Annotated in this window: 17 protein-coding genes, 1 pseudogene and 1 riboswitch; of the genes and pseudogenes, 1 reads left to right on the forward strand and 17 read right to left on the reverse strand. The window is 37.6% G+C overall.

The window, feature by feature from the left end; all coding sequences use genetic code 11:
- Position 1: 1 nt before the first annotated feature.
- The 5 genes from ACODR7_RS05005 to ACODR7_RS05025 all read right to left on the reverse strand — a co-directional run bounded on the left by ACODR7_RS05005 (position 2) and on the right by ACODR7_RS05025 (position 9,104).
- Positions 2–1,300 (reverse strand): APC family permease, encoded by a 1,299-nt coding sequence (locus tag ACODR7_RS05005; protein ID WP_488837766.1) that lies wholly within the window; start codon positions 1,298–1,300, stop codon positions 2–4.
- A gap of 7 nt (positions 1,301–1,307) precedes the next feature.
- Positions 1,308–3,740 (reverse strand): TonB-dependent receptor plug domain-containing protein, encoded by a 2,433-nt coding sequence (locus ACODR7_RS05010; RefSeq protein ID WP_488837768.1) that lies wholly within the window; start codon positions 3,738–3,740, stop codon positions 1,308–1,310.
- A gap of 94 nt (positions 3,741–3,834) precedes the next feature.
- Positions 3,835–3,939: riboswitch (SAM riboswitch) on the reverse strand.
- Positions 3,940–4,031: 92 nt separating this feature from the next.
- Positions 4,032–6,869, reverse strand: coding sequence for an alpha-amylase family glycosyl hydrolase (locus ACODR7_RS05015; protein ID WP_488837770.1), 2,838 nt, complete (start codon positions 6,867–6,869; stop codon positions 4,032–4,034).
- A gap of 249 nt (positions 6,870–7,118) precedes the next feature.
- Positions 7,119–7,403, reverse strand: coding sequence for a hypothetical protein (locus tag ACODR7_RS05020; RefSeq protein ID WP_170872059.1), 285 nt, complete (start codon positions 7,401–7,403; stop codon positions 7,119–7,121).
- 93 nt (positions 7,404–7,496) lie between these two features.
- Positions 7,497–9,104: a fumarate hydratase gene (locus tag ACODR7_RS05025; protein ID WP_277115522.1), complete on the reverse strand. Its 1,608-nt coding sequence runs from the start codon at positions 9,102–9,104 to the stop codon at positions 7,497–7,499.
- 227 nt (positions 9,105–9,331) lie between these two features.
- On the opposite strand from ACODR7_RS05025, the gene fumC reads away from it, so the two are divergent.
- Positions 9,332–10,726: a class II fumarate hydratase gene (gene fumC, locus ACODR7_RS05030; RefSeq protein ID WP_488837772.1), complete on the forward strand. Its 1,395-nt coding sequence runs from the start codon at positions 9,332–9,334 to the stop codon at positions 10,724–10,726.
- Between the two features lie 75 nt (positions 10,727–10,801).
- Here the strand turns inward: fumC and ACODR7_RS05035 are convergent, their stop codons facing one another.
- From ACODR7_RS05035 to ACODR7_RS05090, 12 genes and pseudogenes are all read right to left on the reverse strand, one after another.
- A complete protein-coding gene (locus ACODR7_RS05035) occupies positions 10,802–11,842 on the reverse strand; it encodes a porin family protein (RefSeq protein ID WP_488837774.1) in 1,041 nt (346 codons plus the stop codon).
- A 30-nt stretch (positions 11,843–11,872) separates the two neighbouring features.
- On the reverse strand, positions 11,873–12,484 hold the full coding sequence (locus ACODR7_RS05040; protein ID WP_488837776.1) for a hypothetical protein: 612 nt from the start codon (positions 12,482–12,484) through the stop codon (positions 11,873–11,875).
- Positions 12,471–13,031, reverse strand: a complete 561-nt coding sequence (locus ACODR7_RS05045) for an RNA polymerase sigma factor (protein WP_488837777.1) — start codon at positions 13,029–13,031, stop codon at positions 12,471–12,473. The genes ACODR7_RS05040 and ACODR7_RS05045 overlap by 14 nt, the downstream gene beginning before the upstream one ends.
- A 122-nt stretch (positions 13,032–13,153) precedes the next feature.
- Positions 13,154–14,092, reverse strand: a complete 939-nt coding sequence (locus ACODR7_RS05050; RefSeq protein ID WP_488837779.1) for a Dyp-type peroxidase — start codon at positions 14,090–14,092, stop codon at positions 13,154–13,156.
- An 18-nt stretch (positions 14,093–14,110) separates the two neighbouring features.
- Entirely contained in the window at positions 14,111–14,827 is a 717-nt protein-coding gene (locus tag ACODR7_RS05055) for an ABC transporter ATP-binding protein (protein WP_488837781.1), read from the reverse strand.
- 3 nt (positions 14,828–14,830) lie between these two features.
- Positions 14,831–16,297: a DUF5687 family protein gene (locus ACODR7_RS05060; protein WP_488837783.1), complete on the reverse strand. Its 1,467-nt coding sequence runs from the start codon at positions 16,295–16,297 to the stop codon at positions 14,831–14,833.
- A 331-nt stretch (positions 16,298–16,628) separates the two neighbouring features.
- A complete protein-coding gene (locus ACODR7_RS05065; protein WP_488837785.1) occupies positions 16,629–17,231 on the reverse strand; it encodes a hypothetical protein in 603 nt (200 codons plus the stop codon).
- Positions 17,206–17,741, reverse strand: a pseudogene (locus tag ACODR7_RS05070) (STM3941 family protein). The gene ACODR7_RS05065 and the pseudogene ACODR7_RS05070 overlap by 26 nt, the downstream one beginning before the upstream one ends.
- 12 nt (positions 17,742–17,753) lie before the next feature.
- Complete coding sequence (locus ACODR7_RS05075) at positions 17,754–18,809, reverse strand: RHS repeat-associated core domain-containing protein (protein ID WP_488837787.1); 1,056 nt, start codon at positions 18,807–18,809, stop codon at positions 17,754–17,756.
- A gap of 35 nt (positions 18,810–18,844) precedes the next feature.
- Entirely contained in the window at positions 18,845–19,228 is a 384-nt protein-coding gene (locus ACODR7_RS05080; RefSeq protein WP_488837789.1) for a hypothetical protein, read from the reverse strand.
- Between the two features lie 3 nt (positions 19,229–19,231).
- On the reverse strand, positions 19,232–22,777 hold the full coding sequence (locus ACODR7_RS05085; RefSeq protein WP_488837791.1) for a DUF6443 domain-containing protein: 3,546 nt from the start codon (positions 22,775–22,777) through the stop codon (positions 19,232–19,234).
- Between the two features lie 70 nt (positions 22,778–22,847).
- Positions 22,848–25,592, reverse strand: a complete 2,745-nt coding sequence (locus ACODR7_RS05090) for a hypothetical protein (RefSeq protein ID WP_488837792.1) — start codon at positions 25,590–25,592, stop codon at positions 22,848–22,850.
- Between the last annotated feature and the right edge of the window lie 10 nt (positions 25,593–25,602).

The raw sequence follows: 25,602 nt of genomic DNA on the forward strand, positions 1-25,602 counted from the left end.
TCTAAGATCTTTTGGAGAGTCTTCTGTCTATTACATATAAAACAATTCCTACTGCAATAATTCCTAATCCTATCAGGCTTTCTTTAGGATTATGAATGAATGTAAAATAAAGGATATACATACTGAATAACAGAAAAACAGCCGGAAAAATATGAAAAGCATTAGATTTAAAGATTTTTCTGTCTTTTTTCTTCAGGAAGAAAACCGTTGAGATCGCAAGACTTGCGAAAAGCTGTAAAATAAAAGCAGTATAAACAAAAATTTCTTTAAAGCTTCCCGTTAAAATAATGATGGCTGCAATCACGGCATGGGTAAAAATAGCTCTTACCGGAATTCCTTTTTCGTTACCTGCAGATAAGGGTTTCCAGATGTAGGTATGTTTTGCAAAAGCCTGTGTTAATCTTGATCCTACCCATAGATACCCACTAATCGTTGCAACCAGCTGTAGAGCAATAAAAATATTGACAATTTTTCCAAAAGCCGGTCCAAGCATATTGACTGCTGCTTCGCCCATCACATCTTCTTTTCCTGCCAGCTGATTTACAGGAGCATGTTTCAGCATAATATAATTCACCAGAATATAGCTCACCGTCACAAAAACAGTTCCTATAATCAATGATTTCGGAAGGTTTTTCTGCACATCCTTTATTTCTCCGGCAATATAGGAAGCTGAATTCCAGCCTGTATAGGAATAGGTCACAAATACCAGAGAGGTAGCAAAGGCAGGAAGCATGATCTCATTCTGCCAGCTGTCGCTGAAATTAAGACTATTGCCCATCTGTGGTGAATTTGAAATTCCTACTCCAAGAATAATCAGTACAATAATAAAAGCTATCTTAATGAAGGTAAAAAAGTTATGAAACCTGCTGGATGTTTTCAAGCTAAATGACAGTGCGGCCGCAACCAGAAAGATCACAGATATCGCAAAACCGTTTCCGAAGCTATAATCAAATACCGAAAGATATTTTGACATAGCCAAAGCTGCCAGCGCTACGGGAGAGGAAAATCCTATGATGAGTGAAATCCAGCTTATGAGATATCCGAATATCGGATGATAGGTTTCTTTGAGATAAATAAAATCGCCTCCGTTTCCTTTAAAATGGGAACCCAGTTCTGCGTAACAAAAAGCCCCGAACAAAGCGAGAACTCCTCCGATGCTCCACAGCAGGAAAATGCTGTAGGTATTGGTAATATCAGAAAGCTGAAATCCCAGGGTGGTAAAAATTCCGGTTCCGATCATATTGGAAACGACAATGGCTGCGGCTGTTTTCCAGCCAATCTGATGTGAGGCAGTACTCATTTAATGATTAAAAGTTAAAATTAAGCCTTCCGAAGAAATAATTCCCCAACGTTCCCATCTGAACCGGTGCATATTTGAATACTCCATAATATGAATTTTTATAAATCTGGCGGTCCGGAAAGACATCAAATATATTGTTGGCTCCTACTGTAAAATTGATACTTTTGGTGATATCATACCCAACGCTGATATCTGTCACTACTTTTGGTGAGAATTCCTGCACGTCTCCAAACGGATAACCATCTCTTATTACCTTACCAAAATAGGTATTTCTTACGAGAAAACTGAATTTTCCGATTCCATAATTTAATCCTAATGAAGCTTTTGTTTTGGGAGACAGTGTTTCAATGATATTGATCTGATCGGGACCAAAAAACTGATCCTGAGGCGTTCCTAAGTTTTCAGGAAAATGAAAATCTGTAATTTTTGTTTCCGTATAGTTTCCGGCAAGATTCATATTTAATTTTCCATTCCCAAGAATCCAGTCATAGGAAACCACTACATCTACTCCTTTCGTTTCTGTATCAATAGCATTGGCGAAAAATCTTCCGCTTTCTACCTTAAACTGATCCAGCCTTTTATCTGTAATATTGCTGGTAATCACGATTCTATCCTTTACTTTAATGAAATAACCATCTATTGTAATAAACAGTCCTTTTAATGGTTTTAATGTCAATCCTGCACTTGCATTGACTGAGGTTTCCTGTTTGAGTTTATCAAATCCAAGAATTTTAGCGGCTTCGCTATCGTTGCTGAATATTCCTTTGGTCACAATCTTTGAACCGGAAGTAGAAATATCCGCATAGGAATTATTAAAATACTGCTGTTGCAATGATGGTGCTCTGAATCCTGTCCCAACAGCTGCCCTTATGGCATAATTTTTTACAAATTCATATCGTAGCGCAAGTTTTCCATTCAAGGTATTTCCGAAATCCGAATAATTTTCAAACCTGGCAGCGGCGTCAATATTGAGTTTTTTATCTAAATCATAAGAAATATCTGCATATACCGCGGTGGAATGTCTGTCTTTCTTTAGTGCATTGTTGGGAGAAAATCCGATAAAGGATTGAGATCCGCCTGCTCCCAACACTGTAGATCCTTCAGTGGCAACGTTTCCATTGACGTCATATTGAGTATAAGATGCTTCGTCACCCGCTTTGATCTGGTATTGCTCAAACCTGAATTCACCACCGAAAGCAATATTGAAGCGGTTTATATTTTTGGAAACATCAAGATTCACCGTATTCTGAAGGAAGCTGTGTGCTCCGGCATAAAAATCTGTTGGTGATTTTGCTCCTAGAGAAGCATTATTGGTATGGCTTACATTATAATTGAAGGTATTGCTCCCGAATGTATTACTTACATCGAATAGCCAGTCATTAACATTATATTTTGCTCCTACAGCATAAGAAATATCATATACCTGAGACCCAAGAATTGCCTGAAAACCATTCGGGTAAATGGATGAAACCACATTAGACTTTTCGCTTGGCAGTCTTCTGAAGCCAAACCCTTCTCCTTCTTTAATACTGAAACCTCCGAAAGAATAGAGTTTAAAATGATCATTAAAAGGGTATTCTGAATTGAAAAACAGCTGTCCCTGTCTGATCTGGGCATCTCCGATCTGAAAATTAAAATCATCACGGGTCAACCCTCTTTTTTCAATTTCGGCATCATCCGCAGCTCTGGCTGCTTTTACAGCTTCAGCGTCACCTGCAAATTCATACGCAAAATTATCTCCGAAAATATCCAGGTCGTGATTTTGTGTTCTTGTGGTTTTTCCTCTGTGGCTTAGCTGTAATGAAAGATTAATATACCCTTCTTTCTTTCCTAATGAAGTTCCATAGTTAACTCCTGCCTGGTAAGTATCACCATCATTTCTTCCGGTTAATCCGTAGGTAAGACTTGCTGAAGCTCCGGCATTTTTCTTAAGAATAATATTGATGACTCCCGCAATAGCATCAGAGCCATATTGTGCGGCGGCTCCGTCTCTCAGGACTTCAATCCGGTCAATAGCAATAACCGGAATAGTGCTCAAATCTGTTCCTACAGAGCCATTTCCTACTGTATTCTGATAATTGACCAAAGAAGTAGAATGTCTTCTTTTCCCGTTAAGCAATACTAAAACCTGATCAGAACCCATTCCTCTTAACGTTACGGGATCAATATGCTCTGTTCCATCAGAAGCAGACTGTCTCACTGCATTAAATGAAGGGATCACATAATTCAGGAGATCCTGGGCGGTCATTTGCGGAGAACTTCTCTGGATTTTATCGATATTGATAACATCTACAGGAACCGGCGTTTCCAGCTTTGTTCTTTTAACATTTCGGTTTCCGACGATGATGATATCTTCGATCTGTTTTCCTTTTTCCTCACTTTCCTGAGCGGCTACCAGAATTGCTCCAAGCAATAGTACAGCTGTGCTTAATTTTTTCATTTTTTGTTCTTGCCAATTAATACTACCAATCTGACGGATCTTTCCGCAGATATACAAGACTTCAAGAAATGGAATTCATATAGAGTATTGACTTCAATTATCTCTCCCAAAGGGTTGGAATTAGCACCTTTACACGCTGGAATTGTGCAGGTTGCTAAGGTTTCTCCGGGCCAAATCCCTCCACCTTTCTTGATAAATCTACTGCAAAAGTAGACTATTTTTCTGAACTTACAAAAAAAGGCAAATCTGCTGATCTGCAAATTTGCCTTTATTATTATTCTATGTTTTAGCTTATTGAATCATCATCTTTTGAATAGCTATTCCTGTATCCGATTTCAACTGCACAAGATACGTTCCTGCCGGATAATTAACCTTCATATTATAAGCTCCATTCTCTTTATCCAGTTTGAAAGTATCCAATTTTTTACCCGTCATATCAAAAATCAGAATCTCTCCGTTTTTTGCTTTACTGAAAATGAGTTTAGCGATTCCGTTCCGAACAGGATTATCTGCAATCTGAAGGGATAACTTATTGGCAGCATTGGTATCTATAGTAGACAAAGCTCCTGTATAATTTCCAAAGATTCTGAATTCTCCCGGCTGTAAAGTGACCGGAGTTGTTGTGGAAGCTACATTCAAAATACTGTTGTCCATCAGATTCTGCCATTGACCTGTGTAAGGGAAATAAGGGACTACATTCTGTGCTGAGGTTGTGTAATTAGCCAATACGACAACATTCTTTATTCCTGTTGTAATAGCTGCATCATATACATAAATTCTTGTGATGAGACCATTAGGATCATTCGTAAGGTTATTGGATTCTATACTGTAGGTCTTAGATTTAAAAACCGGATAGGTATTTCTGATATTGATGATTTTAGCCCATGTATCATAAACAGCCTTTCTGTTCGCATTGGTATCATATCCTAAAGTGAATGCAACAGGCTTTTCATCGGTTCTGCATCCGTTATTGATAGTTCCGTCTGCGCATCTGTTGATGCTGAATTCATATCCTAATTCTCCAAACTGCCAGATCATTTTCGGACCTGGAATAGTAAAGAAAGTAGCACCGAAGGTTTTCATTCTTTCAAGAGCGGTATTCAGGTCTTTCACATTGTAGCTTCCGTTCACTGCACCGTATGCAAGATTTTTAAACATCAGTCTTTCTTCATCGTGGCTTTCTCCGTAGCCTACAGCACTCATATTGGTAAAACCGTGAAGACTGTGGTTCATTCGATCGTAATTGCTGTTTTCCTTATATCCCATCGTATTCTGATTGTAAGGATCTGTCTGCTTGTTCCAAAGCATAACGCCTTTTCCTTCGGCTATTCTGTAGTTGGCCCATTGCTGTTCTTCCGCATCTGTTCCCAAATGTTCAAAGATCATGTAAGAATTGGGATCAATCGCCCACTGTCTGTCTGCATAATGCTTCATAATATCCACTCTGTCCTGCTGATAGGCATTGGTACAGGGTTCATCATTTTCGGAACAGCTTTGTGTAAATCCTTTGGTTAAATCCCAGCGGAATCCGTCTATGTGATATTCAGTCAGCCATTGCTCAAGACATCTCTCAACGTAATATTGCGTTGAAAGGCTTGTATGGTTAAAATCATTAAATACGTTGTATGAATGTTTCGGAACCTGATTGAAGTAAGGATTGTTGGCCGCAACATCTCCATAGCCATCACCATCCGGGTCTACATTCCAGAGTCTTACCAGAGGAGAACGTCCTGTAGCGTGATTAAATGCAACATCCAGAATGACTGCAATTCCGTTCTGATGGCATAGATCTACAAATTCTTTGAATTTTTCGGGAGTACCATAGGCTTTGTCCAGTGCATAATGGAAGGAAGTATTGTATCCCCATGAAAGATTTCCATCAAATTCCATGATGGGCATTAATTCTATAGCGTTGATTTTTAAGTTTTTTAAATAGGAAATTTTATTGATCAATGACTGCCAGTTCTTTTCCTGTGTAAAATCTCTCAATAGTAATTCATAGACTACAAGATCCTGTTTCGCAGGTCTTTGAAAATTGGTAACCTGCCAGTTATAAGCGGTCTGACCTGTTTTAAATATTGACACTTCAAAGCCCTGTCCGGCAGGAAATGCAGGCAAATTTGGATAGGTAGAAGCCGAAATCCAAGGATCATCATAGGAAGATAAGATTTGCGGCGAATAGGGGTCTGCTACTTTTCTTAAATCATTGGTTCTGTATTGGAAAGTATTGAGCTGCTGAGGGGTAATTCCATTGAGCTCAATCCAGTACAGATCAGGATTTGTGGTATCTTTATTCATCAGATACGTATCATTCACCGTCCAGTTATTGAAACTTCCGATGACATGTACAAAACTTTTCCCCGGAGCATATAAAGCCAATCCCACCTTGGTAGGATCTGTCGGATCATAATTGATTCCCTGTCTGATCCAGTTGGGTATTGCCTGAGAAACAACATTTCTTGGAACCTGTACAATAAATGCCGCTGCCTTGGAATTGATTCCCTGTGTTGCCACAAGTTCCATACTGGCATCCTGAGTGACTGTATAACTGTAAGAATAAGATTGTGAAGGAGTTGTTGTAGAATTAACAACAGTTCCGTTTGCTTTTAACTGAAATGTTGCATTGGTACTGGTTGTAGCAGTAACAGTAATGGAATTTCCTACAGGAACTGAAGTGAGGCTGTTCACTAATGGATTTGTAAGCGTTAAGCTTAAAGTACCTACGTTTACAAAAATATCAGGTGAAGTCTGGTGTGATCCCGTCTTATCTTTTAATAAAAACCCAAACCTTCCTATCCCCGTTCTTCCAAAGAAAGCTGTGGGAGCAAAAGTAAGTGAATAACTGTCTGTTGCCGCATTATAATTCAGCTTATTCAGGTCATTGGAATTGTTCCAGCTTCCATTGGTAGGACAATCCTGACTGTTCTGATAATTGGTATCAAAAGACCATGTCCAGATATAAATGGCATTATTGGAAACTCCCCAGGAAGATTCATCAATCTGATCTCCCGGAACCGTAAGCGTAACAGCATCAGATTCATTGAATGGATTGGGAGAAATCGTATAATTGATCTGCCCAAAAACACCCAATGTAATCAGCAGAAAAACAACAGAATAAAACTTTTTCATTTATTATTTTTTATCGAATATAGTATAAATTTTTCTTCATGACGAGTATTTTCATCGCTGCACATCAAATATTTCATTTACAGAAGAGAAAAACTTTACGCGGCCCTTCAAAAACAAATTCGGAATATCTCCGGAAAGCCTGAGGAATAATAAATAGAAAAACCGCTTAATTGCTTAAGCGGTTTATATATGTTGTTTTGCTTTGATATTACTTTTTCAGAATTCAGGTGAAAAAGCAATGACAATCAATTAATGATGATGTCCGTGATCGTGAAGGAAAGGTCCGTTTCCTTTAGGCTCGCTATAGATAACTTCTACACCTTCCTGCTCAGAAATAAGCTTTCTTCTGATATCTTCAGGGTCGAAAGGCTTTACTTTTCCGAAATACTCTTTCAAACCTTCAGTTAGCCACATTGGGATTACTAATCCGAAGAACATGAAAATACACCAGAATCCTACTAAGAACATAGTAATGAAGAATATAGTCCAAAGGAACTGGTAGAACGGCCAAAATGCTGATAATATCGTTATCATTCTCTTAAAGATTTTAGGCAAAAATAGAACTTTTTTCCCTTTTACACAAAAGATCAGCGTTCTATTTTGTTATTTATTTTAATTTTAAACTAATTAGTGGGCAAGATCTGCGAAGAAATCGTTGCCTTTATCATCGGTGATGATGAATGCAGGGAAGTCTTTTACTTCAATTTTTCTTACGGCTTCCATTCCTAATTCAGGGAAGTCTACAACATCTACAGATACAATATTGTCTTTGGCAAGGATGGCAGCCGGCCCTCCGATAGATCCAAGATAGAAACCTCCGTATTTTCCGCAGGCATTGGTAACATCTTTACTTCTGTTTCCTTTTGCCAGCATGATCATACTTCCGCCATGGCTTTGGAACTCGTCTACGTAAACATCCATTCTTCCGGCAGTAGTAGGTCCGAAACTTCCTGAAGCCATTCCTTCCGGAGTTTTTGCAGGTCCTGCATAATAAATTGGGTGGTTTTTGAAATATTCCGGCATTGGCTTCCCGCTGTCGATAATTTCTTTGATTTTTGCGTGAGCGATATCTCTTGCTACGATTAAAGTTCCGTTCAGTTTTAATCTGGTTTTGATCGGATATTTAGATAGTTCGGCAAGAATTTCCGGCATTGGCTTGTTAAGGTTAATTTCAACAGCTTCTTCCAGGTGTGGAGGAGTATCAGGTAAGAATCTTTTCGGATCCTGTTCCAATTGCTCAAGGAAAATCCCTTCTTTTGTGATTTTCCCTTTGATATTTCTGTCTGCAGAACAAGAAACTCCCATTCCTACAGGACAGGATGCTGCGTGTCTCGGAAGTCTGATTACTCTTACGTCATGCGTAAGATATTTTCCTCCAAACTGTGCTCCGATGGCACTTTCCTGGCAGATTTTCTGAACTTTTGCTTCCCATTCAAGGTCTCTGAAAGCCTGTCCGGCCTCATTTCCTTCTGTAGGAAGATTGTCATAATATTTTGCTGACGCTTTTTTAACAGCTGCAAGATTGGCTTCTGCTGAAGTTCCTCCGATTACCAATGCTAAGTGGTAAGGCGGGCATGCAGCCGTACCAAGGTCTGAAATCTTTTCTTTGATGAATTCTTCAAGAGATTTTTCGTTCAGTAAAGATTTTGTCTTTTGATACAAGAATGTTTTGTTGGCAGAACCTCCACCTTTTGTTAAGAATAAAAATTCGTAGTAATCTCCTTTTTTAGCATAGATATCAATCTGTGCAGGAAGGTTTGATCCGGAATTTTTCTCATCAAACATCGTCAAAGGAACCACCTGAGAATATCTTAGGTTTCTCTTCTGATAGGTATTGAAGATTCCTTTGCTCAGGTATTCACCATCATCTACTCCTGTGTAAACATTTTCTCCTTTTTTCCCCATTACAATTGCTGTACCTGTATCCTGACATGAAGGAAGAGCTCCCTCTACAGCTACTGCAGCATTCTGCAAAAGGTTATAGGCAACAAATCTGTCATTATCGGTAGCTTCAGGATCATCAATGATTCTTCTAAGGCTTTCCAGGTGTGAAGAACGAAGCATGAAAGAAACATCTGCCATTGCTTCTTCAGCCAATAACTCCAGTCCTTTCGGATCTACTGTTAAAATTTCTCTGTCACCCAGTTTTTCAACCTTCACATAGTCTGATGTAAGTTTTTTGTACACCGTATCATCTTTCTGAATAGGATACGGATCCTGATATCTAAAATCCATTCAATTTTTTGTTTGTACAAAAATACACCTCCTTTAAAAAAATATGAGTAAAATCAGTCACTTAAATTGATATTTATAATGATTATAAATTGGAGGTTTATGAGTTTATAAGTACCTTTATAAAAGCTAAATAAACAAAGCCAAAACATTATTTTTTTTATTAAACATGAATAATATCAACATTTTTTTGGCCTTAAAAATAAAAGATCGTACAAATTTTAACCACTATGAATTACAGAATAGAAAAAGACACCATGGGAGAAGTGCAGGTACCTGCAGATAAACTTTGGGGAGCACAGACGGAACGTTCAAGAAACAATTTTAAAATAGGACCTGAAGGTTCAATGCCGCACGAAATCATTGAAGCATTTGCTTATCTGAAGAAGGCTGCAGCTTATGCCAACACGGATCTTGGAGTGCTTCCTGTGGAAAAAAGAGATATGATCGCGAAAGTATGTGATGAAATTCTGGAGGGAAAATTGAATGACCAGTTTCCTTTGGTAATCTGGCAGACGGGCTCCGGAACACAGTCGAACATGAATGTGAATGAAGTGATTTCCAACAGGGCCCATGTCAATAACGGCGGAACATTAGGTGAAAAATCTGAAATTCATCCGAATGATGATGTGAATAAATCCCAGTCTTCGAATGATACTTATCCTACTGCCATGCATATTGCAGCGTATACAAAAGTAGTGGAAGTAACCATTCCGGCTGTTGAGAAACTAAAAAACACGTTGGCTGAGAAGTCAAAAGCATTCAAAGATGTTGTAAAGATCGGGAGAACCCATCTGATGGATGCTACTCCACTTACTCTTGGACAGGAATTTTCCGGGTATGTGGCTCAATTGGAATTCGGATTGAGAGCTTTAAAAAATACATTGCCTCATCTTTCTGAACTGGCATTGGGAGGAACTGCTGTAGGAACAGGTTTGAATACTCCTAAAGGCTATGATGTAAAAGTAGCAGAATATATCGCTCAATTTACCAAACATCCTTTTGTTACTGCAGAAAATAAATTTGAAGCCCTTGCTGCACATGATGCCATTGTTGAATCTCACGGAGCGTTAAAGCAGCTGGCTGTTTCTTTATACAAAATTGCTCAGGATATAAGATTACTGGCATCAGGTCCCCGTTCCGGAATCGGGGAAATTCATATTCCAGAGAATGAGCCGGGATCTTCCATTATGCCCGGAAAAGTAAATCCTACTCAGAATGAAGCAATGACGATGGTTTGTGCCCAGGTTTTAGGAAATGATACTACCATTTCATTTGCGGGGACTCAGGGAAACTATGAACTGAATGTTTTCAAACCGGTGATGGCTTATAATTTTTTACAGTCTGCCCAACTGATTGCCGATGCATGTATTTCATTCAATGATCACTGTGCAATAGGTATTGAGCCGAATCATGAGAGAATTAAAGAACTGGTAGACAAATCTTTAATGCTTGTAACGGCTTTAAATACTCATATCGGATATGAAAATGCGGCTAAAATTGCTAAAACAGCCCATAAAAACGGAACAACATTGAAAGAAGAGGCTATTAATCTTGGTTTATTAACTGCAGAACAGTTTGACGAATGGGTAAAACCTGAAGATATGGTAGGAAGCTTAAAATAATGATTCTATAACTGATACAATGCAAAAACTCCGGGAGCCTTTCCCGGAGTTTTTCATTTTGCTGTCAAAATCTATTTAATTTAATCCAATAGCCAGCCCGAATATCAGCGCTTTATCATTTTTGAAATAACTGTCTTTAAAGAAGTTGCTGAAATCTTTTTTCACAAACAGGCTGAAGCTGTTGTATGAAAACGTAATCTGCGCTCCATATACAAAAGGATTTACCTGATAATTTCCGCGGTCTCTTGTTTCGCCATCATTTCCTTTTACAATATTATTGGTAGACATTTTTACACCACCGTATACATTGGCTCCTACCTTAAATCCGGTATAATAACTGCGGTATTGGATATCCATTCCGGCATTTTTAAGTTTAGAAAAATTATACTGCACTCCAAGAGGAACCATGATATATCCTGTTCTCAGCTTGCTTTTCTCAAGGTTTCCATTGTATTGTCCCAAAGCAACTCCCTGATCTGTACTTCTTGTAAAAAGCATATTATTATCTGCTCTTACCGTTCTCCATGAAAACCCTAATCCGGAAACAATGGCCCATGGGCTTGTTCTGCTGAGCTGGTAGTTCAGTTTCAGGCCAAACTCCAGATTATTGGCGTATCCTATGTTTTTATCGAGTTCATTATCCGGAGAACTGTTTGTTAAAGTCATAATTCCGTAAGAGAAATACCCTGTAAAGCTTCTGCTGGGACGGAATTTTTTAAGCAATTCTTCTTTAAGCTCTTCTTTGGAAGTCACATCAGTGTTCAGGAGAGAATATCTTACCTGCTTCTGAATAACATCATCCAGATCGAATCCCAGCTCTTCAATTCTCTTATCCATTTTTTCGGAATAACGGTCTGCGATCTTAGCTTTTTCTCTGTCAAAATCTGCTTTATCCAGGTTTTTCGCCCGTAGAACCAACAGTTCATCTTCCATCAGTTTTTTCTCTTCCTGAATAATGGTATTGATTTTTGCTGCATATTCTTCTACTTTTTCTTTTACAATGGGGCTTACCTCTGTATCTTTTTTAGAAGACAGATTAATATTAAAGGTCTTTTGTGCATAAAATGATGCTGAAAAAGAACATAGTAATCCCATTACGATTAATTTCTTGATCATAATATTAATTTTTAAATTTTTACGGATACATTATCTGGCATTCAGATCAATAGTAGTTGCCACATTACTTCCATCTTTTGTTTTTTCAATGACATCTTTATGCTCTACTGAGAAAAGAAGCGTGGATGGGTCTACATATTTTTTCTTTTTAACCGGAGTTTTTAAAGAATCGGCCTTTGCCATAAGTTTAGGATTGGAAATCTGGGTGATATCCAATTTCTTCAAAGGAAGAGTTTCTTTAGGAATAGGTAGAGTCTGGCCGATTGCCACAGGAGAAATCACTTCTTGTTTATCCTGGGAAAGTGTTTTCCTTATTTCCTTTTTATTATTATGCTCAACTGCCAAAGGAACAGTATTCTGAGCCGGAACTTTTATCATTTCTTCTGTTGTATTTTCTCCTGTTACTTTTACAATTACCGGGCTGGTTTCTGAAGGTTGATTAAGAAAAAAAAGAACGCTTCCCAAACTGAATGTCAAAATCAGACAAGCCGCTATTAAAAGCCAGTTCATTTTTGATCCGGAATGTGGATTATTGTTATTCTGAAGCTCAATTTCGGACCACAGATCCCTTGATGGAGTAATTTCTCTTTCCTCAATCTGCTTTTTGATCTGAAATTCAATAGTATCTTTAGACGTTTTCATTTTTCACTTTTTTTTGTTGTTGAAAATAGATCTTTCTTAATTTTTCTTTTGCTCTGAAGAGCTGTGTCTTGCTCACTGCAATTGAAATCTGCAAAGTATCCGCAATTTCCTGATGAGAATACCCTTCCAGCACATAGAGGTTAAAAACCATTCTGTAGGCATCAGGCAGCTGATCCAAAAGATCCTGCGCATTAAAATCACAATCAATCTCTGTATCATATACGTCTTCATGAAAAGACGGGTTGATCTCGTCCAGATAGAAAACTGTTTTATGACTTTTGATAAAGTTCAGGCATTCATTCACAACAATTTTTCTTGCCCAGCTATCCAGATTCGATTCTCCTCTGAAGCTTTCTATATGTTTAAAAATTTTACAGAATGCTTTTATGAGACAATCTTCCGCCTGATACAAATCGTTCACATAGCTTTTGCTTACACTCAGAAATTTCCTGACATTCTGTTCATAGAAGATCTTCTGTGCAGCCGGATCCTGTTTCTTCAGGAGGCTCAATAAATCATTCTTTTTATTTCCGAACAAGAGTTTCATGCTTATATTGTTTCTATACTAAAGACAATCAAAACAAAAAAAGGTTACAAGTTTTGAAAAAAAACTTGGTTGAAGTATTTAATTAAAGAAAAAGCTGTCTTAGAATGAGACAGCCTTACATTTTATCCTGAAAATTCATCAAGCATATTTCTGGTAGGAACAAAGAAAAGCGTTCCTGTCACTGCTGTGCTAAAATCTAAAATTCTGTCATAATTTCCCGGAGGATCACCGATAAACATATTGGTCAACATCTTTTTTGTTGTTGTAAATGTACTTGAATAGGCAATAAAATAAGTTCCGAACTCATTTGTAGAGGGATTTCCGAAAGGCATATTATCTCTGACTATTTTCAGTTCTTCACCATTTTCACCCTCGATATTGGCTAAAGCAATATGCGAATTTGATGGTTTTACCGCATCAGACATTTCAATATCATTTTCCTTTGATCTTCCGATGACCTTTTCCTGATCTTCTGTAGACAAGCTCTTCCAGGCATCCATATTGTGAAGGTATTTCTGAACGAAAAGATAACTTCCTCCTTTATATTGAGGGTCTTCATCTCCTATTTTTCCAAAATAATCCCGGTCGTCTCCATGCGGATTTTCCGTTCCGTCTACAAAACCAAGAATGGAACGTGCATCCCAGTATTTGAATCCGTGAACCTCCAGAATACTTTCTGCCACTGAGCTTAATAATTGGGAGATCTCAACAGCCATATCAAAAATCAGGCTTTTATTATCCGCTCTCAGATGAAAATGAAGGTCTCCGGGAGTGGAAACAGCCGTATGTTTTATCCCTTTTATATCTTCAAAATTCACTAATTCCTTTGGTGGAGGGGTTGGAAGTTCCAGTTTTTTCCATGCTTCTGCACCAATTCCCATGACACAGCTTGCCCTGCTGTCCGGAAAACGGTTAAACACTGAATTATTAAGATTTAAAACCAAAGCGCATAGTTCCTGAAAAACGTCTTTCAGCTGCGGGCTGTTATTAAGTTTCCAGACCATGAAAATGGTATTGCTGTTAGGATAATCTGTTACATTCTGTGATTCTATTGTATTCATACCTGTCTTTTTGTGGTATTAAATATCCGAAACTGCCACCTGATCTGCAAAATATTGTTCCAGATCTTTCAATGTTTCCGGATTGGTCTGAATATCTTTTACCAGAAGCCCTTTGTTCACCACCACGATTCTGTTGCAGACTTCTGTGGTATGGGAAAGATCATGGCTGGAAATAAGAAAAGTAACACCATCCTGTTTTGATAATTCCTTGATCAGGTTTTTAAGTTTTATCTGGGTAGACGGATCAAGGTTGGCAAAGGGTTCATCAAGAATAATAATTTCAGGATTTCCAATAATAGCTCCCACAATCCCTACTTTTTTCTGATTCCCTTTTGAAAGGTCTCGGACATATTTCCCGGATTTCAGGATTTCACCATTGAAAAAATCATGGAAAGGCTTCAGGAATTCGTCTACAGAAGACTTGTTCTGGCCTCTCAGCTCTCCGATGAAGTAAAAATATTCTTCCGGTGTAAGGTAACCAATGAGAAAGGTGTCGTCTACAAAGGCTGAGACTTTATTTTTCCAGGCTTCGGATTCATGGACTTTAATTCCATCAATGCTTACAAATCCTGTGGTAGCCTGAATCAGATCCAGCATGAGGCTGAAAAGCGTTGTTTTTCCTGCTCCGTTATTTCCTACGAGACCAAATGTTTCACCATTGGGAATTTCAAGATTTTCAATATTAAGAACGGTTGCTGTTCCGTATGTTTTGGATAAATTTTGTATGTTGATCATGGCTTAACTTATATTTTTAAATGCATCCAGTGTGCTGTATTTTTCTTTTTTGTAAAGTTTTACGATAATATCGAAGATTTTCTCTCTCAGGAAAAATCCTATAATTCCGATAATGGCAATACTGATTACTCCTCCGGTAATTCCCCACATATATTTTGTTAAGGCAAATACACCCATCGGAAGTAACATTTTAGGAATCAGCAGAAACATGGCGATCATATTGAAGCTTCCTTTCTGTCCCAATCTTTTTTCTTTTGTATTAAGGTCAATCTGAGTTTTATTGAAGGCTCCGGACCACAAGGTAAATTGAGAATTCACACCGATATTATATAATCCTGCTGCAAAAAATGTAACGTAGACTTCCCACCCGAAATAGGCATAACAAACAGCTATAATCACAGAAGCTCCTGTTACAATATTCATCAGCCACCATTTTGCTTTCAGATATTCTTTGTAGGGAACATTCAGGGTCATCATCAACGGATAATAGGAACTGTCAAAAGCAGGAACTCTCTGGCCAAACAGAAACTGGAACCCCCCTGTTACAAAAAGCCCCATAAACATCATCATTGCGGGTGTTTTGTACATTGAAGAAGTAAACATCAGCAATCCGTAGAACAGAAACATAAAGCTGCCCAGCAAAATTCCTTTGGGTACTTTATTTCGTCTCAACATTTTAATATCATTATTGATGAATGTCCCGATAACGCCGTATTTATTCAGGAAGGCAATATTTTCTGTTTTCCCGACTGTTTTCTTCGCTTCAAGCCCCTGATCCAGATAAAACTCATTACGAAGGTAACGGAAACAGATCCACCACAGTATCACGAACAAAACAACAGGGATCAGTACAATGTATGGCTTTTCATAGAAACTAAAGAAAACCGACTCAGAATATGATAAAACCGGAACAATATTGTAATATGCCAAAGCTCCTATGCCAAGAAAACATACTCCTATCATCACTGCCAGAGTTTCTTTACCGTTGAAAAAAATGTTGATAAAATTATTCAGGTATAACAATGAAATCACCCCTGTAAGCCATAACAAAATTCCCAAAATACTATATCCATTGAACATAGCAATCAGTGAAAATGTAATAAAGAATAACGAACTCAGCCAGCTGAATGCGGAAAGAAAGGTCTTGGCCAGCATATAATTGACCAAGGTATTCTTCCGGATATTCATCGTTAGGAATGGTTTAATGTTCTGTGTGGGAATTTCCTGCCAGAGATATTTAAGGACAAGGTCAATAATCCAGGCGGCGATCATGAATTTTGAAACTACTTGTAAAGGATTTTGATGCCTTTCCTCCTGAATGTAGAAAAAGGCAATAAATGCTCCGCCCACAAGACATCCTATAAAGTAGAGAATTCCTATGAAACGGAGAATTTTCATGGTCAGATTGATCCCTAAAGATGTACCACGAAAAAAGCTTTTAATTTCAAGCCTAAGGAACTTTAGAAACATATGTTAGTTTTTTTACATTAGTCAATATAATGCAAAATATGTTACAGATTTAATCAGAAGTAAAATAAATTTTCATAAAAGATAAAGATATCTTATGTTTTTTGTACTATCAATATAGGAGAACAAAACTTTCACAATAGATTTTTACATTCATAAAGAGCTGTTTATTTCATAAAAATAGAAAGAGCAACCGTTATAGTTACTCTTTCTCTGAATATTTAATGGAGATTTCCTTTTATAATTTCCATGGATATTGCGTGCCAACATATCTGAAACATTGCCGGAAACCAATACTCTAATTTATTACCAACCTGTTTGGAACATTATCTAATTAATATACTTTTGACAATGGAATAAAACTTAAGACAAAGAACGTGATAATTCCTATAATAATTCCTAAACTAATCCAAGCATGTTTATATCTTATTTTTTTAGGCTCTCTATCAAATTCATCAAAGTATTTTAAATATTTATTATTCTTAAACAGTAATTTTTCATTAATAATCCAAGGCACAGCTAACAGTGCTATTACAAGTATCCATTTATAGGGACTTCCTGGCTCCCAAAAGATTTGTATTAACGATTTCCCTAATATTGCCTGAAAAATATTAAATAATCCATATTCTATAAGAATTATTAAACCTCCCATTTGAATACCTGAAATAGTTATATTTTGTCCATATACACGGTTGTTTATTGCATTTTCACTAGCTAGTCTTATTTCTTCTGGTGAACTATTTTTCTTTTTGAGCGTATTTGCTATAAAAGGAATTTTATAAATCAAATCAAAAATTAGTGTAATAGGATAAGTTATTATTTGGGAAGCTTTAACTTCGAATAAATAAATAAATAAATAAAGTAGTGAATATAGTTCCAAGTTTTTTCCATGTATTTCTACTATTTTATTTTTACTTCGGAGCACTCTGATATTCATTATAAAATTTGGAAATTGCTTTTTCGAGCTCATCAAAATTATAAGATAGTGTATTGGAAGAAATCGAAATAGGCGTACCATATGTTTTATATGTTCTCTCTAATATTTTTCTCTTTATACCACTTTCTTTATTTAAGTATTTATTGGGGTCTTTTACATTAATAAGTAAAAATTTTGTTGACATAACATCATTTTTTTTATTGAGTTAATATCACTCCAAAAAATTGCACCTACACTTACATAACTAGAATTATCAATAATTCCTTTTTCGTCTATTATTAGATTAAATTTCTTTGTGAGCAAGCTTTTTATTAAAATTATCAAGCATAATCCAAAGAACAATATTGCTACAATTCCTACCATTCGTATGAATGTTACACTTCTAAATATAGAAGAAGCAAATTTGTGAGGACTAACGGCTAAAAAGACACCTAATATCATAAATATCATTGAGCCTGATACTAATAATATTAATTTTGTTTTACTGCTTTTTATTTCAATTGTATTCATTATTTATTATATTTAATAATCTGCTTTATTCAACACACTACTTGCCCAACCTTCTGCAATATCACCACCCCAAACTCCTCCTACAATGCCTCCTACAATGCCTCCAACTGCGGCACCAATAATTGTTCCCTCAGGTCCAACAAGGGTTCCTATGAATCCACCAACTTTACCTAACGCCCAAGCTCCTGCGGCTGCTCCAGCCATTCCTCCAGCCACATTCGCTGTTGCTATCTGGGCCCTAACTCCAAACTTCCAATCATCTTTATACATTCCATATCCTATTTGTGCAGCACTGATTCCATATCCTACATAACCAGCTCTTTTGGAATATTTCCCAAGCATTGTAGTGGTTCGCACATAATCACTTCTAAGTCCTATCAACGATCCTCTGGCTCTTCCTGCATAGGCTGTACTTCTCATTTGTCCAAGATTATCTATCCAATATCCACTATCATAAAGTGCTGTTCTCTTTTTGACAAGATATTTAAATCCTCCTCCAGCAGTACTTGCTCCCCAATCTGCCCAGTTTTTATAGGCATCTAATGGAATGTCCTTAAATTTAGCGTTATACCCTATGCCGAGATCTATATCTCCATGTATATCTGTTCCACTATAAGAGGTTAAAGTAGGTGTTCCCTTCCACCAAGTTAAATTACCATCTCCAATGCTAAGTTCGGAGAAGTTTCCTCTATTTACAAAATAATTGAATATGGAACCGGCATCTGTTCCAGTAAAAGTGTAACCACCACCTGCACCTTCTCCCGGATTTTGTCCCATGAATTGAGTCATCCTCATCTGAGACTGAGCCATATCTCTGAAAGGATTTGCATTTCCGGAAGTGTCGATATGCCCATTGGCATCCATCCATCTGCCATCAGGATCAGGCATTGAAACTGGGTTGTTGGCTACATAGGCAAAAGGACTGGTGGAAGCATATATTTCAGACAACTGATCCATACCGTTCCATCGTCCTAAATCAGGCATATACTGTCTCCAGCCGTAACTGTACATACCTGTTTCCTGAAGTTTTTCGCTGTTATATTTAAAAATTAGAGTATTGAAAACCAATACTCTAATTTGTCACTCGTGAGTTTTGAGTATCATCACTGGTGGATTATTTTTAATATGAATAAATTAAAAAATATCAATAACCATGAAATAATAATTGTTAGAATAATTATTAATCCTTTACTCGCCTTAACTTTTTTATTCTCATCAGCCCATTTATTTCTTAATTCAAAATATTTGTTTTTGTATTTTACCTTATTGTAAATTAAAATTCCAACCATCACAATAAGAAATATAATCCAACCATATTTAAGTTTTATATCTTGGAGAAATAATCCCTTTATAAATAATAGAATATTAATTACAATCCATGCCTGAACAGATGATACACTTATTAATGCTGTTGTAGCATCTGCTCCATCCCTCTTATAATAAAATTTTGCAACTCTATAATAATGGTAGTCAAAAAAATCTTTCATAAATTATTTATTTAATGAACTAAAAATATTAAAATCAGTACCTAATCGACTATTGTCTATACCTGAAGCAATTCTATCAGTAATAGTAGTGCCTGTTATAGCTCCTACGGCTAAATCTGTAATGCCATATGCTATACCTATAGGTCCTGCATATATAAGTCCAACACCTAAGGCCACCTTCGCGACAGTTCCCCAACCTACTTTGTTATCCGAAACATCTTCTATTACACTTAAACCTACGCCTAAATACCCTAAATACTTTCCAGCTTTTCCAATTGTTTTTAAATTTTTTGATAAATTTCTTAGAGTACTTATAGATCCTCCTTTTGCTCCTAATTTTAAAAAAACCTCATATTTATTTAGATGGAGGCCTCCGTAGCCGATTAACGCAGATGCTGATAAAAAGTTACTTTTATCTGAATATCTAACACCTTCAAGGAAATCTCCAAAAAAGCTAGACTGATAAGTAGTAAACTTTGCATTATATCCTATACCAAGATCTATATCTCCATGTATATCTGTTCCACTATAAGAGGTTAAAGTAGGTGTTCCCTTCCACCAAGTTAAATTACCATCTCCAATGCTAAGTTCGGAGAAGTTTCCTCTATTTACAAAATAATTGAATATGGAACCGGCATCTGTTCCAGTAAAAGTGTAACCACCACCGCCTGCACCTTCTCCTGGATTTTGTCCCATAAACTGAGTCATCCTCATCTGAGACTGAGCCATATCTCTGAAAGGATTTGCATTTCCTGAAGTGTCGATATGTCCATTATCATCCATCCATCTTCCGTCTACATCAAACTGTGAAACCGGGTTATTGCCAACATACGCATATGTGCTTGTAGAAGTATAGGCTTCTGCCAGCTGATCTATCCCGTTCCATTTGCCTGTTTCCGGCATATACTGTCGCCAGCCGTAATCCAGCCAGCCGGTTTCTTTTTGTAATTCTTTCCCGTTATACTTATAATTATAGGCAGGATTGCCAGCCAATACATTATACCCTTCATGCTTCATCCCAAAGGGATAGTAGTTGTTTTCTTCAAGAACTTCTGCTCCATTCCCATTGTTGAAGTAGCTTAAGCGTACATTTCCTAAATGGTCTTTGTAATTGTAAATATACTTATTATCCTGAAAACTGTAATAGCCTTCTGCGGTAGGCACAAATTTCAGTGTATACGGCGTTACATTCTGTACTTCTTCATACTGGAACCCATCCAGATAATCCGTCGTTTTTTTTCTGTATACAGAATTTTCACTGTATCTATGCTCCTTTCTATGCTTTGTGCCGTCTGCTTTATAAAAATAATAGGTATTTTCATTCTGCCAAAGCCCCCGGGTATAGTACATCTTATCAAACATCATATAATCCGGAAGGTTCAGGAAATTGTAATTAATCTGCAAAATACCTTTGTCCTGATGGGCGGTCATATTCCCGTTATTATCATAGGTAATGGTTTTTCCCGAAGTATCAGGATAGCCTTTATAGTTATAAGAGGCATCCGCAACGGAAATAAGCCGGTTGCCGGTATAGGAATAGCTAAGATTATCTATCATTTCCGCCATTCCTGCCGTACTTTTCCCATTCCTCTGCAATGCTGTGATATTCCCGTTCTGGTCATAGTTCAAAGCTTCATTAAAGAAACTGTTCTGTGGTACGGATGAACCGGGCTCCGAATAAATTCCTTTTTTCATCCGGTTGAGTGCGTCATATTGATAATCATACCTTCTCAGTATCTGATCATTGGATGTTTTCCAGTCTATTTCCGAAATCGCCCCATTGTATTTTGCCGGAGCCTGTGCCGGATTTGCCGGGGTATTATACCTGATCTCATACCCAAAAAGTTTTCCGTTCAGATTGGCAGGATCATTGATTTTGGTAAGCCATCCCCTTATATTGTACATATAATCTATACTTTGAAGAGGAGTACTTCCATTTGTACCTCCTATTTTTTTGGTGATAATCTGAGAAAGCTCGTTATAGGTATTCTGAGACAGGATTTCTTCAGGGTTATTATCTACTTTATGTTTATGCACCAATAACCTGTTCTGATGATCATAGGAATAGGTTTGAGTAATTACTTTTTCCGCATCCGTATTCAGTCTTTTATGATATACTTTGGTGCGCTGGACAATTCCTGCAAAATCAAGCTCAGATTCTGTTTTGGTATATCCCCCAAGGTGGTTGATGCTGTAAGAACCTACGGTTCTTCCTTTCTGGTCATAGTAAATATAGTTTTTTGTCCAGTTATCATCTTCAATATTTTTCACAAAACCCATCACCGGAAGTCCTTTGCTGCTTTTACCATTAACAGGAGTATCTTTTAAAACGGCAGCTCCCTGGATCGTCTGGGGAAAAGCAGGATTAAAGCTGTAAGCAGGATAGGTGTCATAATAATTCACGGATAATAATGTGACCCATTTGGAAGCATGGGGATAGGTAGTGGCAGGATCATAAAAGACATCCATTCCCTGCCTGTTGAAGACCACCGAACTGCTTATTTTCACATTATTGTTTGGGATTCCATCAGCCAGCCCCTGCTCCGTATTTCTTTCTCCCCCGGAAGCTATTCCGGTAAAAGCCACTCTTCCAAACTGATCATATTTTACATACATCCACTGTCCTTTTTCCTTAAGATTGGCATCCTGCGAAGCTACCAGCCTGTTCTGGTTATCATAGACCATGTACTCCCAGCCTTTTCCGGGAAGCTTTTTCTCTGCCAGTCTGTTTCTGCTGTCATACTTATACTGATAGCATATATTATCTACTGCTGCGGAATTCAAAGCTGCGGCTGATGCCAATGGCGGGATAACATAGGCAAGCTGCTTGTAATCATTGTATACGTAATAGGTATCTGCATTTTGGGCAGCATCCACTATTTTCCTTGAAAGCACGGTCTGCCCGGATCCGTCTTTAAATTCAACCACTTTATGACCATCTTCATCGGTAACGGTATTTTTTACGAGCTGACCGGCTGCATATTCTGCGACGGTATACTGTAATTCATTTCTGTAGAGTTTTCCCGCAGTATCCCAACCTGCTGTTACCTGGTATTTTTTTACATGATCAGCAGCCGTATTGAGATCATAACCCAAGAGTACAGCCTTTCCGTTCCAGTCGTTCCCCGTCATTTTTTGCTGTAAAACCCTCTGTAACGGAGAGTTTTCAAGAACAGTCTCAGTATAGATCTTTTCTCCGGAATAGATATTCGTTACATCAGCCACCGGATAAGGGGTCATCCCCTGAGTCTGGGAGTACATCCCTCCGTTAGATGTAGAGCTTTGGGGAACAGGGAGGTAACTTCTGGTCTTCCTTCCCTGGTCATCATAGACAATGGGAGTTACTATATCCCTTCCTAATGGGGTTGCTTTCACATTCACGATCTGTCTGGGTCTTCCCAGAAGGTCAAAATACTGTACTGTTTGTGTGTTTTTGCTACAGTCTTCATTCATACAGTCTGTAGCCGATATAAAGTTTTCTGTTGTCGTTGTCTGGGCGTTTGAGAAGCCTAAGGACAAGAAACCGAATATAAGTGTTAGCTTTTTCATCTTAATTAAGATATTAGATGTTAAAAATTGGATGTACAAATTCTTATAGTAAAGTCTTCATCCTTCATGATCAATGTCCGGTATTGTACTGGTATTTCTTCAGCAGCTTCCCGGTTTCATCTTCTATTTTTTCAAGCCTTCCTGCCGTATCATATTGATAGATCACACGGATTCCCGTAGGCGGAGTCGTCATTTTCATCCTTGCCAGGGAATCATATACATAAGTGGTGATCTGATAATTTTTAAGATTGGCATTGTTTCTGAAAGCATCCAAAGCATTTTGAAGATCCTGTTCTGAGATAACAGCCGCATCAGATTTTGCTATAATATCTCCCAAATACGGAAGGACCTGATCATAAGCAGCTCCCTCTACTTTAGCAATAGGCTGTGTTTTATTATAGCCCCAGATCATCGAAACAGGAATTCCGTCCTTAGTGGTATACTGCTCCAGATTCCCCCTGATATCATATCTGTTGAAAGTAACTTCTGAAGATAAAAGATTCTGAGAATCATACGATCTAACTGAAGAGGGGTATTTATTTCCCGGATTTTCATATATGGTTTCTGTTCTTGCCATTATTTTTCCGGGATCAGCAGCGTTTTTCTTCAGTACGGAAGTTGTTTCTAAAGGCAGACCAACCATATTGGAGCTCAGCAGCTTCTGATTATTTTTCTCCAGCGCATATTGATAGGCGGTCTCCTGGATACTGCCATCAAAAGAAGTAGTCCGCTCAAGATTAGGTTTATTGTTATGGGTATTTCTGAAGATCTCATTCTTCATCTCTATTGTTCCAGAATCAAAATAACTTTTAGAGGTCACTTTATTGTTCTTGATCCATGACGTTTTTACCTGTAATGAAAGTAAATTATAGAGCGGCCCGTCAAATTCTTCTATTGTATAATCATATGCATCCTCAGATATTTTTTGATTCGAGGCATTATAAACTTCTTTTTTATCAAGGAGACCTTCGCGGGTAAGATTGTAATGAGGCCAGAAATCCCCCTGCTGAGGATAAGCGTCCGGTGCTTTAAAATAATATTTGGTATACCCCATATTATTGCCCCTGGAAACTTTTACATTTTTATAAATTCTGGTATCTCCCACCGAAGCCCCACTGGAAACCCCGGGATCATCAAACTTATTATATTCGTATTCTTCTATTTTCGCAGGTGCAGGAGGATTGGCAGCATCTATAACAGAAGCATTATAATATTTGATGTTTTTAATCCTTGCAGGACCTGTCATCTGGCGTTCTTTAATAATGACCTGAACAGCCGGACCGTCCCCCTCACGCCATATCTGAACAACAGCGGGATCACTTAATGTAGTAGTAGGACATGACATATCATTACAATATAAATCAAGATAATACTCCCCAGGTTCAAATGTTCTGCTTTGCACATATTCAAAACCTGGGACAGGTTCTATAGGCTCCCCCAAACTATGTGAAATCACATAGGTACTTCCTTCTTTTTTCGAGAATTGAATCGCCCAAGAAAAAGCTGCTACCTGCCCAATCCCCGAAGCATCTATATCAAGAGTTTTGGTATCTGTTAAGGTAAAAGCATATCTTCTTTGTCCATTGGCTCTTGTAAATGAAATATCTGTGAGAAGTACCTTAGGAATGGGAAGCGTTTCTGTTCTTTTAGTATCCATCGTCGGAAAATCAAAATTATATTCAATCATTCCACGCGTTGGTAACTGAATTCTTTTCAATTCAGAAATACCACTATTCACCGACAGGTTATTTTGATCAGTATAGAATATATTCTCATAAGTAAATGCATATTTTTCAATGACAGCTCCGTTCTGGTCTACCTGGCTGAAGGAATTCAAATACCGCCGGAGTGCAGGAGACCCGCTTGCAGGCTTATAAGAATAATCGAACGTATATTTCTTTACAAAAATATTATTTGCAGTCTTTAATACAATACCGGTAATAGCAAATATATCATTGTGCTCAGCATATTCTTCATTTCTGTCATAATTAATTTCTATAATTCCCCGCCCTTTCACTTCTATACGGCTTAGTTTATTGGATTCTGTATCGATAATCTGATTTCCTGAACCGGGAGCATATTTCAGATCCCGTAAATAATTATACTTTACCAGTTCCTGACCATTTTCGTCAAGAACATAGGAAAGATAAAAAGCACTTCTGTATTTCTGATCGGCATATTGAGCTCCGAAAGGACGCTCGAATTTCCATACCGTCATCTGGTTAATATCATAATCCCTGAAAATATATTGAGTTCCCGTTTCACTTGTTATCGTAAAGGAGTTTAAAATAAGAGTTGCCTGATTGGCAGTACGTTGATATTCTACTTTAGAGGTATAGGGGGTAAGCTTTACAACACTAAACGTATTATTGGCAATATCCCTGACGATCTTAAATTTTCCCGATTCTTCAGGAGTACTGAAGTTATAAATATCATTAAATTCATTTTTGATATAATGACTATAACTGCTATCATCAAATGATTCGTCAAAGTCTCCCACGATCTCCCGGGAAACAACACCGCCTCCTAAAAACGACCATCCTCTTCCTACCTCACTCACCCATTCATCATTCAGGGTATTACCTGCATGATAACTAATTCCTAAGTTGATGCTAACCGGCTTATTACCCGTTCCAAGGCTAACTAACGGATAAGAAATATCCGGTATTCCGGTCTGTATCGAAACAGGCATTGTAGTGTAAGTAGACAGCCCTGCAGCAGAGGGTGTTGGCCGTGTAATTTCAATATTTGCACTTTGTCCGGTATATAAAGTAAAATATAAAATACATACCAGTAATAGCAATGTTTTTTTCATGATTCTGTGT

Source organism: Chryseobacterium sp. FG46 (assembly GCF_057809135.1).

Bases quoted from the DNA above. Each gene is read 5' to 3' on its own strand.
- ACODR7_RS05005 (WP_488837766.1), bottom strand. From the start codon at position 1,300: ATGAGTACTGCCTCACATCAGATTGGCTGGAAAACAGCCGCAGCCATT.
- ACODR7_RS05010 (WP_488837768.1), bottom strand. From the start codon at position 3,740: ATGAAAAAATTAAGCACAGCTGTACTATTGCTTGGAGCAATTCTGGTA.
- ACODR7_RS05015 (WP_488837770.1), bottom strand. From the start codon at position 6,869: ATGAAAAAGTTTTATTCTGTTGTTTTTCTGCTGATTACATTGGGTGTT.
- ACODR7_RS05020 (WP_170872059.1), bottom strand. From the start codon at position 7,403: ATGATAACGATATTATCAGCATTTTGGCCGTTCTACCAGTTCCTTTGG.
- ACODR7_RS05025 (WP_277115522.1), bottom strand. From the start codon at position 9,104: ATGGATTTTAGATATCAGGATCCGTATCCTATTCAGAAAGATGATACG.
- fumC (WP_488837772.1), top strand. From the start codon at position 9,332: ATGAATTACAGAATAGAAAAAGACACCATGGGAGAAGTGCAGGTACCT.
- ACODR7_RS05035 (WP_488837774.1), bottom strand. From the start codon at position 11,842: ATGATCAAGAAATTAATCGTAATGGGATTACTATGTTCTTTTTCAGCA.
- ACODR7_RS05040 (WP_488837776.1), bottom strand. From the start codon at position 12,484: ATGAAAACGTCTAAAGATACTATTGAATTTCAGATCAAAAAGCAGATT.
- ACODR7_RS05045 (WP_488837777.1), bottom strand. From the start codon at position 13,031: ATGAAACTCTTGTTCGGAAATAAAAAGAATGATTTATTGAGCCTCCTG.
- ACODR7_RS05050 (WP_488837779.1), bottom strand. From the start codon at position 14,092: ATGAATACAATAGAATCACAGAATGTAACAGATTATCCTAACAGCAAT.
- ACODR7_RS05055 (WP_488837781.1), bottom strand. From the start codon at position 14,827: ATGATCAACATACAAAATTTATCCAAAACATACGGAACAGCAACCGTT.
- ACODR7_RS05060 (WP_488837783.1), bottom strand. From the start codon at position 16,297: ATGTTTCTAAAGTTCCTTAGGCTTGAAATTAAAAGCTTTTTTCGTGGT.
- ACODR7_RS05065 (WP_488837785.1), bottom strand. From the start codon at position 17,231: ATGAATATCAGAGTGCTCCGAAGTAAAAATAAAATAGTAGAAATACAT.
- ACODR7_RS05080 (WP_488837789.1), bottom strand. From the start codon at position 19,228: ATGAAAGATTTTTTTGACTACCATTATTATAGAGTTGCAAAATTTTAT.
- ACODR7_RS05085 (WP_488837791.1), bottom strand. From the start codon at position 22,777: ATGAAAAAGCTAACACTTATATTCGGTTTCTTGTCCTTAGGCTTCTCA.
- ACODR7_RS05090 (WP_488837792.1), bottom strand. From the start codon at position 25,592: ATGAAAAAAACATTGCTATTACTGGTATGTATTTTATATTTTACTTTA.